This window comes from Nonomuraea sp. NPDC049784, assembly GCF_040659615.1.
In the GTDB taxonomy this organism is placed as follows: domain Bacteria; phylum Actinomycetota; class Actinomycetes; order Streptosporangiales; family Streptosporangiaceae; genus Nonomuraea.
On sequence record NZ_JBFAMX010000001.1, the window covers coordinates 21200 to 34434 of the forward strand.

Annotated in this window: 16 protein-coding genes; 3 read left to right on the plus strand and 13 right to left on the minus strand. The window is 68.4% G+C overall.

Going from position 1 to position 13235, the window contains the following annotated elements; translation table 11 throughout:
- Nucleotide 1 precedes the first annotated feature (1 nt).
- Nucleotides 2-721 (plus strand): PIG-L deacetylase family protein, encoded by a 720-nt coding sequence (locus tag AB0J09_RS00090; protein ID WP_360682753.1) that lies wholly within the window; start codon nucleotides 2-4, stop codon nucleotides 719-721.
- A gap of 16 nt (nucleotides 722-737) precedes the next feature.
- Here the strand turns inward: AB0J09_RS00090 and AB0J09_RS00095 are convergent, their stop codons facing one another.
- From AB0J09_RS00095 to sucC, 8 genes are all read right to left on the minus strand, one after another.
- Nucleotides 738-1166 (minus strand): PIN domain nuclease, encoded by a 429-nt coding sequence (locus tag AB0J09_RS00095; RefSeq protein WP_360682755.1) that lies wholly within the window; start codon nucleotides 1164-1166, stop codon nucleotides 738-740.
- Nucleotides 1148-1363 carry a type II toxin-antitoxin system VapB family antitoxin gene (locus tag AB0J09_RS00100; protein WP_360682757.1) on the minus strand — a complete coding sequence of 72 codons (216 nt, stop codon included), beginning with the start codon at nucleotides 1361-1363 and terminating at the stop codon, nucleotides 1148-1150. Before AB0J09_RS00100 ends, AB0J09_RS00095 begins: the two co-directional genes overlap by 19 nt.
- A 249-nt stretch (nucleotides 1364-1612) precedes the next feature.
- Nucleotides 1613-2296 (minus strand): CPBP family intramembrane glutamic endopeptidase, encoded by a 684-nt coding sequence (locus AB0J09_RS00105; RefSeq protein ID WP_360682759.1) that lies wholly within the window; start codon nucleotides 2294-2296, stop codon nucleotides 1613-1615.
- Nucleotides 2297-2393: 97 nt separating this feature from the next.
- The gene (locus AB0J09_RS00110) at nucleotides 2394-2651 is read right to left on the minus strand and encodes a WhiB family transcriptional regulator (RefSeq protein ID WP_360682761.1); all 258 of its coding nucleotides are present in this window, start codon (nucleotides 2649-2651) and stop codon (nucleotides 2394-2396) included.
- 121 nt (nucleotides 2652-2772) lie between these two features.
- Nucleotides 2773-3408, minus strand: coding sequence for a neutral zinc metallopeptidase (locus tag AB0J09_RS00115; protein WP_360682763.1), 636 nt, complete (start codon nucleotides 3406-3408; stop codon nucleotides 2773-2775).
- Between the two features lie 6 nt (nucleotides 3409-3414).
- Nucleotides 3415-4815 (minus strand): glutamate--cysteine ligase, encoded by a 1401-nt coding sequence (locus AB0J09_RS00120; RefSeq protein WP_360682765.1) that lies wholly within the window; start codon nucleotides 4813-4815, stop codon nucleotides 3415-3417.
- 493 nt (nucleotides 4816-5308) lie between these two features.
- On the minus strand, nucleotides 5309-6184 hold the full coding sequence (gene sucD / locus AB0J09_RS00125; RefSeq protein ID WP_360682767.1) for a succinate--CoA ligase subunit alpha: 876 nt from the start codon (nucleotides 6182-6184) through the stop codon (nucleotides 5309-5311).
- Between the two features lie 3 nt (nucleotides 6185-6187).
- Complete coding sequence (sucC, locus tag AB0J09_RS00130; protein WP_360682769.1) at nucleotides 6188-7369, minus strand: ADP-forming succinate--CoA ligase subunit beta; 1182 nt, start codon at nucleotides 7367-7369, stop codon at nucleotides 6188-6190.
- A gap of 391 nt (nucleotides 7370-7760) precedes the next feature.
- Between sucC and AB0J09_RS00135 the strand changes: the two genes are divergently transcribed.
- Nucleotides 7761-8558, plus strand: coding sequence for a hypothetical protein (locus AB0J09_RS00135; RefSeq protein WP_360682771.1), 798 nt, complete (start codon nucleotides 7761-7763; stop codon nucleotides 8556-8558).
- Between the two features lie 57 nt (nucleotides 8559-8615).
- Here AB0J09_RS00135 and AB0J09_RS00140 read toward each other — a convergent pair whose 3' ends face one another.
- Genes AB0J09_RS00140 through galE form a run of 4 tightly spaced genes read right to left on the minus strand, consistent with a single transcriptional unit; the run spans nucleotide 8616 to nucleotide 10679 of the window.
- Nucleotides 8616-8966, minus strand: coding sequence for a VOC family protein (locus tag AB0J09_RS00140; RefSeq protein ID WP_360682773.1), 351 nt, complete (start codon nucleotides 8964-8966; stop codon nucleotides 8616-8618).
- Nucleotides 8963-9214 (minus strand): zinc ribbon domain-containing protein, encoded by a 252-nt coding sequence (locus AB0J09_RS00145; RefSeq protein WP_360682775.1) that lies wholly within the window; start codon nucleotides 9212-9214, stop codon nucleotides 8963-8965. Before AB0J09_RS00145 ends, AB0J09_RS00140 begins: the two co-directional genes overlap by 4 nt.
- A complete protein-coding gene (locus tag AB0J09_RS00150) occupies nucleotides 9211-9642 on the minus strand; it encodes a MarR family transcriptional regulator (protein WP_360682777.1) in 432 nt (143 codons plus the stop codon). The genes AB0J09_RS00145 and AB0J09_RS00150 overlap by 4 nt, the downstream gene beginning before the upstream one ends.
- A gap of 59 nt (nucleotides 9643-9701) precedes the next feature.
- The gene (gene galE, locus AB0J09_RS00155) at nucleotides 9702-10679 is read right to left on the minus strand and encodes a UDP-glucose 4-epimerase GalE (protein ID WP_360682779.1); all 978 of its coding nucleotides are present in this window, start codon (nucleotides 10677-10679) and stop codon (nucleotides 9702-9704) included.
- A 309-nt stretch (nucleotides 10680-10988) separates the two neighbouring features.
- Here galE and AB0J09_RS00160 point away from each other — a divergent pair, with 309 nt between their 5' ends.
- On the plus strand, nucleotides 10989-12614 hold the full coding sequence (locus AB0J09_RS00160) for a DUF6350 family protein (protein ID WP_360682781.1): 1626 nt from the start codon (nucleotides 10989-10991) through the stop codon (nucleotides 12612-12614).
- A gap of 159 nt (nucleotides 12615-12773) precedes the next feature.
- Here the strand turns inward: AB0J09_RS00160 and AB0J09_RS00165 are convergent, their stop codons facing one another.
- Nucleotides 12774-13193 (minus strand): hypothetical protein, encoded by a 420-nt coding sequence (locus AB0J09_RS00165; RefSeq protein WP_360682783.1) that lies wholly within the window; start codon nucleotides 13191-13193, stop codon nucleotides 12774-12776.
- Nucleotides 13194-13235: the final 42 nt, after the last annotated feature.

Sequence of the window (13235 nt, forward strand, 5' to 3'; positions counted from 1 at the left end):
CATGCTGCCGGAAGCCGAGATCAACAGGGTCCTTGTGGTGACCGCCCACCCAGATGACGTCGATTTCGGAGCGGCGGGCAGCGTGGCGTTGTTCGTCGACAGGGGTGTCGAGGTCACGTACCTGCTGGTCACGGATGGTGATGCGGGCGGCAACGAACGTACTCTGGACAATTCCGGCATGGCCGAGCTCCGCAGGACCGAGCAGCGCACCGCCGCCAAGGCGGTCGGCGTCACGGACGTGCGCTTCCTCGGCTATTCGGACGGGCAGGTGGTGCCCTCGCTGGAGCTCAGGCGCGACATCTCGCGCGTTATCCGTCAGGTCAGACCGGATCTGGTCATCACCCATCATCCGGATCGCAACTACCAGCACGTCGCCCCCAGCCACCCCGACCATCGCGCGGTGGGCGGCTCCGCCCTGGACGCCGTCTACCCGGACGCCCGCAACCCCTACGCCTTCCCTGAGCTGATCAAGGATGAGGGCCTGGAGGCGTGGACCGTACGCGAGGTGTGGCTGACCGGTGGTTCGACACCCAACCATTGGGTGGACATCACCGAGGCCATGGACCGCAAGCTCGCGGCCTTGCAGTCACATGTGAGCCAGATCTCCCATGTGGAGGGCTTCATCGACTTCGTCAAGACCCGCTTCGCCACCTGGGCCGAACAGGCCGGCTTCCCCGCCGGCCATTACGCGGAGGGGTTCCAGGTCGTCCCGACGGCTTGACCTCTGGCTTGGGCAGTTAGGGCACTGACCCTGGGGGCACGACCCAGAGCGACGGCTGCCCGGTGACTTCGGAGATGACGTCGAAGTCGCGGTCGTAATGCAGGATCGTCGCGCTGTGCACCTCCGCGCAGGCGGCGATCAGCAGGTCGTTCGGCCCGAGGCCCCGGTGCTGAGACTTCTCCACGAGCTGCCTCTGTACGTCCAGGGCCCTCGCCTGCACCTCCTGGTCCACCGGGAGGTATATGCACTGGCGCTGGGCGTGCAGGATGCGCTGATAGTGCGCATAGTCGCGGGCGCTGTAGAGCACCTCCAGGTCGATGATGGCGCAGGTCGCCACGACCCGCGCCGCGTAGAGCGGATGGAGGGCCTTGGCAACCACATCGCTGGTGCGTATGCGGGCCAGCGCGCTCTTGTCGAGGAGATACGTCACTCCAGTCGCCGCCACGCATGCTTCATGATCTCCGGATCCAGCAGGTCCGGGCTCCCCTCCGTGCGCCAGAACTCGAACGCCTCGATTGCGCTCGCCCTTTCCGCGTCCCTGTCGACGACCGCCTGAAGCGCGGCGCGAACCGTTTCCTTCATGGTCGGCGCGCCCAGCTTCCTCTGTGCTTTCTCCAGAAGATCCTTGTCGATGTCGATCACTGTACGCATTCGGCACTACCTCCGTGCTCCCATCGTATATCAGGAATCGTGATCTTGATATACCCACTCCTCGAGACGGCACCGGCCTGAGGAGTGTGCGAGAGAGACGGTAAAGCACCAGGAAGAGACGTGTATGGAACGCTCCAGAAGTGGGTGGAGGATCTTCCACTGGCGGGGGAGATTTCACGCGCGGCGGGCCAAAGATCCACCGGATGCTGCTCACTTTGTGTAGCCAATCGGGGCAAAGCCCTACTTTCGCTTGGCGGCGATCCGGGCGAAGAGGTAGCCGAGGGAGTTGGTGGCGAAGTGCAGCATGGCCGGGGTCAGGAGGCCGCCGTGGCGGCGCAGCTCGCAGAACAGCACCCCCGCCGCCGCCGTGGACACCACGCTCCCCGCCACCACCCGTGCGGTGTCGAGGTGGCTGGGGGACTCGGCGGCCGTCAGGGCGCCGAGTGCGGGGTTGGCGCGGGCCATGTCGATGGCCGGGAGGATGTGCCACAGGCCGAACAGCGCCGAGGAGATCGCCGTGGCGGCGACCGTGCCGTGGCGCTGGCGCAGCATGGCGTACAGGGCGCCCCTGAAGCCCACCTCCTCCAGCAGGACGGTGCCCATCGGGACCTGGAGCAGGGCCTCCTCCAGGGCGCGGGCGCGCGAGAGCGACAGGGCGCGCTCGTCGCGGAAGAGCGGCCTGGTGCGGGGGTTGGTGATGCCGACGGTGTAAACGGCCGCCACCGCCGCCGCTAGGGCACCTCCCGCCACGGCGCCCCGGCGGCCGTGCTCGAACCCCAGCTCCTGCCACGACAGGCCGGACCGGCGAGCCATCGCGACCAGAGCGGCGGTCGCGGCGGCCGAGGTCAGGGGCGCCAGGCGGGGTGCGACCTTGTTGTTCATGATGTTGGCGGCGGTGAGCACGGCGATCGAGCGGAACAACACCCTTGCAGGCTACGTCGAGCCACTCCCGCGCGGTCACCGCTTTCCGGCATGCCAGAGTCCGACCTCTCCTGCCGAAGAGTGGCGAGGGGCGAGAGCGTTAGGAGGCGGCGGGGCGGCGCCAGCCGGTGGGGAAGCGAGTGCGGCGGCGTTCCTCTGGGGTGAGGCCGCCCCAGATGCCCTCCGACTCGCCCGCGCGTAACGCGTACGAGCGGCACTCGTCAATGACCTGGCAGCGCGCGCACACCGCCTTGGCGCGGGCTTCCTGCAGGGGGGTGGGGGCGAGAGGGAAGAAGAGGTCTGGGTCGCTGGACCTGCATGCGCCCCTGCGCAGCCAGCCGATCTCCTCCGAAGGCATGGGTCAAAGGTAGAGCGTGGTCATGATCAGACACATCATCCTCTGGGTTGACCCGTGGATACATCCTCGAGTCCGATCAGTGCACAGGTGTGTACATCCGCGGAGGTCCCAGCCGCCCTGCTCAGCAGGTGCCCACTCCGTTCCTCCAGCCGGTCGCGAACGACGCCTGGCGCTGCTCGGCCGTCCCGTGCGCGGACGGGTTCAGCCAGTCGTCCGTTGGGTCGCCGGCGGAGTCCAGGCTCAGGAGCAGCTCGTCCTCGTCGCCCGACTGTGCCTTGAGCGCGCCTGAGCTGACCAGGGCCGAGAGGGTGCCGCCCGCGTAGCAGTCGGCCTGGAGCTCCTTTTGCACGTTCAGCTCGAAATTGGTCTGGAGCTGCGCCTGCACGGCATGCCCGAACTCGTGCGGGATGATCACGTAGACAGACCCGTCGCCCATCTCGTTCCAGAGCGACTCCATCCAGTCCTGGTCATAGGCGATGAAGTGGCCGGCGGGGCAGTAGAAGGCGTTGTTCGGGGCGGCCGGTTGGTTGCCGCAGTTGGGGCCGGATTTCCCGGAATAGGGAACGAAATCGGTGATGGGCCGATAAGTCAGACCGAGCTGCTGGAAGTTCTGCTTCCAGAACTCCTCCGTCAGCGTACGAGCGGCACGCACGTCACCCTCGAACGAATCGGCCCCCTGCGCGTCCATGGACCGTGTCCTCGCGAGGCCGCAGGCGCCGAGCAGCAGGACGAGGCCGATGATCAGGATACGCTTCACGGGGCATCACACGTCCCACGTGTGGACGGGCTCATTGGCGTGCATGCGCTCGATGTACCCAAGTGTCATGGATCGCAACGCTTCGTGCCGATCTCCTCCGTGCGCGCGTACGCTTTCCACCTGCCAGCTCGCCCCCGTACGACCCGTCAGGCAGCGGCCCTCGATGATGCCGAGCAGCCGGTCGGCGATGGGACCGTTCACGCCCCACTTGGTCAGCCCCTCGTGCGCCATGGGCAGAAGGCGGCGCAGGATCAGCTCGGACGCGGGCACCTCCCCCATTCCCGGCCAGTACAGCCGCGCGTCCAGCCCCTGCCGGGCCGCCGCGCTGAGATTGTCCTCCGCCGCCTGGAACGACATCTGGCTCCAGATCGGCCGTTCGGCGTACGGCAGCACGCGCATCAGCCCGTAGTAGAACGCGGCGTTGGCCACGACGTCGGCCACGGAAGGCCCGGCAGGCAGCACGCGGTTCTCCACGCGCAGGTGCGGCACTCCGTCCACCACCGCGTACACCGGCCGGTTCCACCGGTAGATCGTGCCGTTGTGCAGGGTCAGCTCGTGGAGGTGCGGGATGCGTCCCTGTTCGAGCTCGGTACGCGGGTCCTCGTCCTCGCAGAGAGGCAGCAGGGCGGGGTAGTAGCTGACGTTCTCCTCGAAGAGGTCGAAAACACTCGTGATCCACCGCTCCCCGAACCACACCCTCGGCCGCACGCCCTGCGCCTTCAGCTCGGCCGGTCGCGTGTCCGTGGCCTGCTCGAACAGGGCGATCCTGGTCTCGCGGTGCAGCTCCTTGCCGAACAGGTAAGGGGAGTTGGCCGCCACCGCCACCTGAGGTCCCGCGATGGCCTGGGCGGCGTTCCAGTGCGAGGCGAACGCCTCGGGGCTGACCTGCAGGTGCAGCTGCACGCTGGTGCACGCGGCCTCGGGAGCGACGCTGTCGGCGTGCGTGTCCAGGCGTTCGACGCCTTCGATGGCCAGGTGCAGGTCCTCTCCGCGGGCCGCGAAGATCTGCTCGTTGAGCAGGCGGTAGCGGGGGTTCGCGGAGAGCGTGCCCTCGCCGATGTCCTGCTCGCGCAGCGTCGGCAGGATACCGATCAGGACCAGATGGCCGTCCTGGGAGCGGGCGCGCTCCTCGGCGTGGTTGAGCCGCGCCCTGACGTCGTCCTCCAGGCGCAGCGCGCCGTCGCCGCCCAGCTCCTGGGGCTCGATGTTGATCTCGATGTTGAACTGTCCCAGCTCCGTCGCCCAGTCCGGCTGTTCGATGGCGGCCAGCACCTGGGCGTTGCGCATGGCGGCCTCGCCGTACGCGTCCACGATGTTGAGCTCGATCTCCAGGCCGGCGAGGGGGCGTTCGAACTCGAAGCGGGATTCGCGGAGCATCTGGGCGAAGACGTCGAGACATCGACGCACCTTTTCCCGATATTTCCGGCGGTCATCTCGGCTGAAAACGACGACTGGCACGTCCCTGCCCATACCAGGAAATGTCGCACGCCAACGCCAACAAGACCAGAGCAAAGAGCTCGTGAAGGGCCCCAGACCTCCGGGTCGGGAAGCGGGCGCACTGGAGGGCTGACGGCTTAAGGGCCCAGAATTTGTGGCCACCGTAATGGCCCACGGCATGCCATGCGGAGTCGACCCAGAGTGTGCCGTGCGGAGTTGGTCAGCTTGTCGCCACGGAGTGGGCCCACGGGGCGGCGTAACGGCGGCCGGCCCCGCACACCACACGACCGTCTCCCTGGACAGAGCCCGGCCCCGGGCGGCGGGTGGGTCGCCCGTGCTCTGCCGTAAGACATGGAGGACGAGACGGCGTGCGGCGGGTGGACGGGCAGCCGCAAGCGTAAATGGATGGAAATGGAAAAGCCCCGTGCGGGGAGAACCGCACGGGGCTTTGAAACTCAAGCGATCAACGAGCCTGCATGATTTCGCGCATGAGTTGGGCGGTCTCGGAGGGGGTCTTGCCGACGCGGACGCCGACCTTCTCCAGGGCCTCCTTCTTGGCCTGGGCGGTGCCCGCGGAGCCCGACACGATCGCGCCCGCGTGCCCCATGGTCTTGCCCTCCGGCGCGGTGAAGCCCGCGACGTAGGCCACGACCGGCTTGGTGACGTGCTGCTCGATGTAGGCGGCAGCCCGCTCCTCGGCGTCGCCGCCGATCTCGCCGATCATCACGATCGCGTCCGTGCCCGGGTCCTCCTGGAACGCCTGGAGCGCGTCGATGTGCGTCGTGCCGATGACGGGGTCGCCGCCGATGCCGACCGCGGTCGAGAAGCCGAAGTCACGCAGCTCGTACATCAGCTGGTACGTGAGCGTGCCCGACTTCGAGACCAGGCCGATGCGGCCGGCGGTGGTGATGTCGGCCGGGATGATGCCCGCGTTGGAGGCGCCGGGGGAGGCGATACCGGGGCAGTTGGGGCCGATGATGCGGGTCTTGTTGCCCTTGGCGACGGCGTAGGCCCAGAACTCGGTCGAGTCGTGCACCGGCACGCCCTCGGTGATCACCACGCAGAGCGGGATCTCGGCGTCGATGGCCTCCTTGACCGCGTCCTTGGTGAACGCCGGGGGCACGAAGACGACCGACACGTCCGCGCCGGTCTTCTCCATGGCCTCCTTGACCGTGCCGAACACGGGCAGGCCCTCGTGCGTGATGCCGGCCTTGCGGGCGTTCACGCCGCCGACGACGCGGGCGCCGGAGGCGAGCATGCGGCGGGTGTGCTTGGTGCCCTCGCCACCCGTCATGCCCTGAACGATGATCTTGCTGTTCTCAGTCAACCAGATGGCCATGGGTCACGCACCTACCGCAGCGAGCTCGGCGGCCCGCTTGGCCGCGTCGTCCATCGTGTCTACCAGCTCGACCCGCGGGAGTGCGGCGTCGGCCAGGATCTGCCGCCCGAGCAGGGCGTTGTTGCCGTCGAGGCGGACCACAAGGGGGTGGGTCACGGCCTCGCCACGGCTCTCCAGCAGCTTGAACGCCGAGACGATGCCGTTGGCGACGGCGTCGCAGGCGGTGATGCCGCCGAAGACGTTCACGAAGATCGACTTGACGCTCGGGTCGGAGAGGATGATCTCCAGACCGGCGGCCATGACCTCGGCCGAGGCGCCACCGCCGATGTCGAGGAAGTTGGCGGGGGACGGCTTGCCGGCGAACTCCTCGCCCGCGTAGGCCACCACGTCGAGGGTGGACATGACCAGGCCCGCGCCGTTGCCGATGATGCCGACGTTGCCGTCAAGCTTGACGTAGTTGAGGTCCTTCTCCTTGGCCTTGGCCTCGAGCGGGTCCTCGGCCGCCTTGTCGGCGAGCGCCTCGTGGTCGGCCTGGCGGAAGGTGGCGTTGTCGTCGAGCGTGACCTTGCCGTCGAGGGCCTTCACCTGGCCGTCGGCCGACAGGATCATGGGGTTGACCTCGACGAGGGTGGCGTCCTCGTCGACGAAGCAGCACCAGAGCTTCTCGATGAGCTCGGCAGCACCGTCGAGCGCCTTCTCCGGCAGGCCACCGGCGACCGCGATCTCGCGGGCCTTGGCACGGTCGATGCCCGTCAGCGCCGAGACCGGCACCTTGGCGACCTTCTCGGGCGCCGTGTGAGCGACCTCTTCGATGTCCATGCCGCCCGCGGCGGAGCAGATGGCGAGGAATGTACGGTTCGCGCGGTCGAGCAGGAAGGAGAAGTAGTACTCCTCCGCGATCGCGCTGGCCTCCTCCACGAGCACCTTGTGAACGGTGTGGCCCTTGATGTCCATGCCGAGGATGGCTTCGGCCTTGGTGACCGCGTCGGCGGCGTCGTCTGCCACCTTCACGCCGCCGGCCTTGCCACGGCCGCCGGTCTTGACCTGGGCCTTGACGACAACGCGGCCGGTCAGCTCCTCGGCGGCCGACCGCACCTCCTCCACGTTGTGTGCGACGATGCCGCGTGGCACCGGGATGCCGTAGTCGGCGAAGAGCTCCTTCGCCTGATGTTCGAACAGGTCCACGAGGGTCCGTCCTCTTCCCTTGGTCGCTCGCCCTCTGCCGGGTTCGCGCCCTGCTTTTCCGACTGATGTTCGACGGCCCGGGCAACTGCGCTGGTGGTCGCGTCCGCTTCGCCGCTCGATGGCATCGTTCCTCGCTCTCTCGCGGCGAGCTCCTGCGCTCGGGAGTGCGTGCCGGGCGTTTCCGCCAGTGAAGCCTAGCCCGAAGCTTGACCTGCCCAGGTCATCGGGGCATGGTTCTCCCGCTGTGTGACGGTCATCTCACTTCTCCAGGACACACTCTGCACGAAAAGTGCACCGTTTTGGCGGCGTACGACCCGGCTCTCGATATATTTTCGTGATCTTCAATTGGCAGGCTTCTGCTCCCTCTCCTTTTGAATCCGAAGGAAAACGAATGAAGCGAATTCTCGCGGGCCTGGCGTTAACCACGGCCGCCGCGCTCGTGACCGCAACGCCTCCCGCGCAGGCCGCGCCGGTGGATCCGGTGAAGGCGCTGAAGAGCCAGTACGTCGCGGGGCACGGGGTGCGGATCTCCGAGAAATCCTGGATGACCGTGGACGGCAAGAGCATGGGAACCTCCACGACGACCGGGGGCATCGAGTTCGGCAAATCGGGGGTCGTCGCATCCGACTTCCGGAATCGCAAGCCGGGGAAGAGCTCCTTGTTCGCCCCGCCGCGCGTCATCACGGTCGGCGGCCACAGCTACGTCCAGGGCGGCTTGTACAGTGAGGACTTGCCCGAAGGCAAGAAGTGGGTGCGCTACACCGGGCAGGCCACCGGCAGCACCTACAACCAGATCATCGACATCTTCGAGCCGAAGGTGCTGAAGGTGATCGTCTCGCACGCCAAGAGCTTCAAGGGCGGCACGTACAAGGGGTCCTTGACCTACAGCGAGCTGGCCAAGGTGTACGGGGAGAAGCTCGGCGGCCCGCTCGGCAAGATCAAGATCGACTACGCGCTGAAGGTCAACTCCAAGGGTCTGCCCACCCAGCTGACGTCGGGCTGGACCATGGACTTCGGCGTCCTCGGCAAGACCCGCTCCACCAGCGAGACCCGATACCTCGGGTGGGGATCCAAGGTCAAGATCAAGGCTCCGGCCGAGGACCAGTGGGTCGACGTGGACGACCTTGGTGAAGACAGCGACGTTCCGCAGGAGATCCCGAGCAACGCCCTGAGCGACGTCGCTCACTAGCTCCTGTCCGGCCCTCCTCCCGCTCATTGGGGCGGGAGGAGATCATTCATAGGAATCTCAGCCCGCGCGGGCCAGGTGAGGCTGTTTGGTGTAGTCGGTCAGGCCGATGACGTTCCCCCAGGGGTCGGGAACCTCGACCGTCCAGCCCGTGAACACCTCGAACGGCTCTATCCCCAGCTCATCTGCCGCCGCGCGGGCGTCGGGAACTTCCAGCCATACGCGCATGGATCCCGGTCTGCCCTCCTGGACCCGTACCAGCAGCCCCGGGGTCTCCTCCCCGATCGCGAAGAGCGCCATCTCCTCCGTCGAGAACTTCTCCTCCAGCCCCAGCACGCCGCCGTAGAACTCCTTGGCCCGCGCCAGGTCGCCCACCCCGACCAGGATGTTGTCGACGCCGAGGATCCTCATGACACGAGCTTCGGGTGGTCAGGCCAGAGGGGCATCGAGCGCATGTAGGCCCTGGTGGCCTCCTCGGCCTCGGCCCTGGGCCGGCCGTTGCGCTGGGTCTGCCACTGCACCATGCGCTCGAACCGTTCGTCGAAGTCCTGCAGCGTCCCGTCGGGCTTGGAGCACAGCCGGCACCACGTGCTGTCCGGGTGTCCCGGCGCGTGGTCGTCGGCGGCCTCCATCGGCATTCCGCAGCTCTCGCAGTTCATGGCTCCTCCTCTCTGAGCAGCGCGCGGAGCCCGGTCACGAGCCCCTCGCGCTCCTGCGGCGTCATGTTCCGTACGGCCCGCGCCAGCAGGTCGTCCTCGAGCACCCGCGGTGAGGCCGCGGCGAAGGCCGTCCGCCCCTCGTCCGTGACCCAGACGAACACCCGCCGCCGGTCGCGCTCGTCCCTGATCCTTGCCACCAGGCCGCGTTCCTCGACCCGGTCGACCAGTTCGGTCGTCGCGGCCTTGGACAGCTGGAGGTGCTCGGCCAGCTCGCTCAGGGCGAGCGGCCCGGCGGCCTGCAGGTGACCGAGCACGGCGTGCATCCTGGCGGTCAGCCCGGCCGCGATCGGTCTTTTGGACGCCTTGAACCGCCGGTAGATCGCTGGGTAGAGCCGCGCGACCTCACGGGCCGCCTCCGCTTCTTCCATCGCTTCTTTCGTGTACGAACTGTTCGTATGCGAATCGTACTCCGGCGGCCGGTCCCGGTCTAGCCGAGCCGGGACTCCCGGATGCGCGCCCATTCGAGCGAGTGCCTGATGCCGTCCTCGACGGAGTGGCTCGCCTGCCAGTCCAGCAGGCGGCCGGCCAGGTCGCTGCGGGTGTAGGCGCCGGCCACATCGCCGGGGCGCGGGGCCGCCTCGACGACCTCGATCGGCCGGTCGACGACGCGGTTGAACGCATCGACCAGCTCCCGGACGGTGGTTCCTGCGCCGGTGCCCAGGTTGATCACGTCGGCCTCCAGCGCGTCGAACCGGTGCAGGGCCGCGACGTGGGCGGTGGCCAGGTCCCAGACGTGGACGTAGTCGCGGATGCCCGTGCCGTCCCTGGTCGGATAGTTCGTGCCGGTGACCTGGAAGGGCACACCCTCCTCATACGCCTCGATCATCTTGCCGAGGGCGTGGCTGGGGCGGCGCAACTGCAGGCCGGTGCGCATCTGGGGGTCGGCGCCGATCGGGTTGAAGTAGCGCAGGGAGAGGATCTTGATCGCGTGACCGGCGGCGATGTCGGCGAACATGGACTCGCACACCGCCTTGGTCCGCGCGTAAGGGCTCTGCGGGTCGAGCGGGGACTCCTCGTTCACGGTGTGGTCGTCACCCGTGCGGTAGATGGACGCGGAAGAGCTGAAAATCATCCGGGTGCAGCCGTTGCGGAGCAGGTGATCGACCAACTCGAGGCTCTTGGTGACGTTCGCGCGGTAGTAACCGATGGGGTCGGCCACGGAGTCCGGTACCACGATGAGCGCGGCGCAGTGGACGACAGCCTCAATATCCGGATTTTCGGCAAATATCTTGTCGATCAGCGGCCCGTCGCTGATATCCCCCTCATAGAACACCCGCCCCTGCGCGAACTCCCGCCTGCCCGTGACGAGGCTGTCCAGAATGACAGGCTCGATCCCGGCGTCGAGGCACGCGGACGCGACTGTGCTCCCGATATATCCGGCCCCACCAGTAACCAATACACGCATCCCAGCTCCCTGCGTCGGTGGTCTGTGTTTTGAAAACCATCATCTTGTACGGCGGAGCACGGTGGGCCCCACCCACCGCACGTGGCTGAGGGCCTCCAGGGTGACGCTCGCTGACCCGCACGCGGCAGGCCACCGTAACGGCGCACCCTGGGCCGTCTCCGTGGTGACTCCGTGGGCCGTCTCCCGCGGCGGCCGCACCCCTGAGCCGCCTCCGTACCCGTGAATCGGGAGCTTTCGTGGTCACAAAGTGGGCGAGGGGCGGCGCGTCAACCAAGCGCTGGTCGTGAAACCTTGAGAAAATCGCCTACTGTGACGGCGATTCTCGACCAGTTGCGTACTGCCCCCCGGTCGGTGCTCGGCAAGCTCCCCGGGGTCTCGAGCGATGACGACGAGACGAGGCGGCCGCTGCCCGTGTCGGGGATGCTGGCCGCCGCCTGCACACTGGGCGTCGGGCTGGCCGCACTCACCACACTCACCCTCGTCGGCTGGATCGCCGCGCCGCGCGGCACGCTGGGGGCGGGGCTGCCGGGCGTGTTCCGCACCGCGGCGCAGCTCTGGCTGGCGGCGCACCACGCCGGGTTCGCGATACCCTCCGGACGGGTCGGGCTGCTGCCCCTGGGGCTGATGATCCTGCCCGCTGTGCTGCTCTATCGCGCCGGCCGGTGGATGGCACGCGATGCGGACCTGCGGCTGCGGTTGCCCGCCCGGCTGCCGAAGAACAGCCCGAAGGAGCAGGCCGGGGCCCGCCGGCGGGCCCAGTTCGCCCTGGTGGTCCAGGCCGGGGTGTCGCTGGCGGCCCCGTACGCGCTGCTCGCGGGGTTGATCGCGCTCGCGGCGAGCAACGAGATCACCCAGCCGTACATCGGCGAGGCGCTGCTCAGCCACTTCGTGCTGGCCTTCCTGGCGGGGGCGTTGGCGACGGCGCGGATGATCGGCCCCTGGCGGGTGATGCTGCGGCTGCTGCCCGAGCGGATACGCGCGCTCACCGTCGGCACGGCGGTCGCCACGACCGTGCTGCTCGTGGCCGGGCTCGCGCTGGTGCTGGTCGCCGTCGTGCTGAACTTCGGGCAGGTCAAGGAGCTGTCCAGCGTGCTCTCGCCCGGGTTCGTCGGCGGGGTGCTGCTGCTGTTGCTGCAGGTGCTCTATCTGCTGAACGCCGTCATCTGGGCCTCCTCCTATATCGCCGGGCCTGGGTTCGCCATCGGGGCCGACACCCTGGTCGCGCCCACCGGGGTGCAGCTCGGCACGGTGCCGAGCCTGCCGCTGCTGGGGGCCTTGCCGGAGAGCGGGACGGTGCCGGGGTGGATGATGGCGGTGATCGCGCTGCCGTTCGCGGCGGGGGCCGTAGCCGGGGTGATGGTGGCCAGGATCTCGCCGTCGCCGTCCTATGAGGCCGCGCCGCTCTGGGGGTTCCTCAGCGGGGTCGTCACCGGGCTCGTGGCGGGGGTGCTGGCGGCGTTGTCCGGCGGGCCCATCGGCGGCGGCCGGCTGGCCACGGTGGGACCCTCGCCCTGGGAGGTGGCGCTGTCGGTGGCGCTCGAGGTCGGTGTGGCCGCGGGCATCTCCGCCGGCGTGACCAACCTGCTGCTGCTCAACAAGCGCGCTCGCGCGCCGCTCGACAGGGCGGCCGCTCCGGTGCGCAAGGCCGGGGCCGCCATCGCCAAGGCGGCGAGCAAGGTGGGTCTGGCCGAGTCCGACCCGCGACCGCTGCCCGGCCACTGGATGGACGCCACCGAGGCCGACACCCAGGAGATCCCGGTCATCAGGGACGACTGGCAGGACGAGCACGCCTCGGCCGAGGCGGAGACCCTGGCCCAGGCCCGCCCGCGTCCCCCGGAGTCGGCCCGCCCACCGCGCAAGGACATCGTGGACGAGTCGGACGACCGCGGCGGCCATGTGATCTACGTCGACCCGTACGCCTGGGACCGCGACTAGGCCGCACGTCCTCCACGTACGCTCAGCGCGCCAGCACATCCGAGTCGGTGCCCGGCGACACACCCGGGCGCCCGCACGTCGCCTCTTCCGCGCCCCGCGAACGTCGTCCTGCCCCACGGACCCGAGCCCGGGGGCATTTGCCCCCGGGACGTGCCCCGGTTACGGCTGCATGGCCCCGAGCATCTCCAGCACGTCGGCGGGGAGCTTGCGCTGGGCCGCCTCCCTGAACTGCGCGAAGCATTCGCCCTGAGCGGAAACGGTCCCCGCGCCCTTCATGCACTCCTGGTAGGCCGAGTATTCGTCCATCAGGTACAGCTGCATCCCCGTGGCCAGGGCCGACAGCGCCAGCGCGATCGAGGAGATGGTGATGCCGCCCACGGCGGCGCCCATGGACCGGCCCGAGGCCTTCAGCAGCGGGAACGCCCGGATCCCGGCCATCAGCGCGAACAACGCCATGACCAGTCCGGCGAGCGGCAACATGAACGTCATGGCCAGCGCTGCGATGGACAACCAGATCGCTCGGCGGCCCGCCGAATCAGCGGGCTGCTGGCCTGCCGGTGCCTTCACCGGTGTCGACACCTGACCTCCTCTGCGTCGCCGGGCGAGGAACAGATACCCTGT

Coding starts and splice junctions, on each gene's coding strand:
- AB0J09_RS00090 (WP_360682753.1), top strand. CDS start 2: ATGCTGCCGGAAGCCGAGATCAACAGGGTCCTTGTGGTGACCGCCCAC.
- AB0J09_RS00110 (WP_360682761.1), bottom strand. CDS start 2,651: ATGCCTTCGGAGGAGATCGGCTGGCTGCGCAGGGGCGCATGCAGGTCC.
- sucD (WP_360682767.1), bottom strand. CDS start 6,184: ATGGCCATCTGGTTGACTGAGAACAGCAAGATCATCGTTCAGGGCATG.
- AB0J09_RS00135 (WP_360682771.1), top strand. CDS start 7,761: ATGAAGCGAATTCTCGCGGGCCTGGCGTTAACCACGGCCGCCGCGCTC.
- AB0J09_RS00140 (WP_360682773.1), bottom strand. CDS start 8,966: ATGAGGATCCTCGGCGTCGACAACATCCTGGTCGGGGTGGGCGACCTG.
- AB0J09_RS00145 (WP_360682775.1), bottom strand. CDS start 9,214: ATGAACTGCGAGAGCTGCGGAATGCCGATGGAGGCCGCCGACGACCAC.
- AB0J09_RS00150 (WP_360682777.1), bottom strand. CDS start 9,642: ATGGAAGAAGCGGAGGCGGCCCGTGAGGTCGCGCGGCTCTACCCAGCG.
- galE (WP_360682779.1), bottom strand. CDS start 10,679: ATGCGTGTATTGGTTACTGGTGGGGCCGGATATATCGGGAGCACAGTC.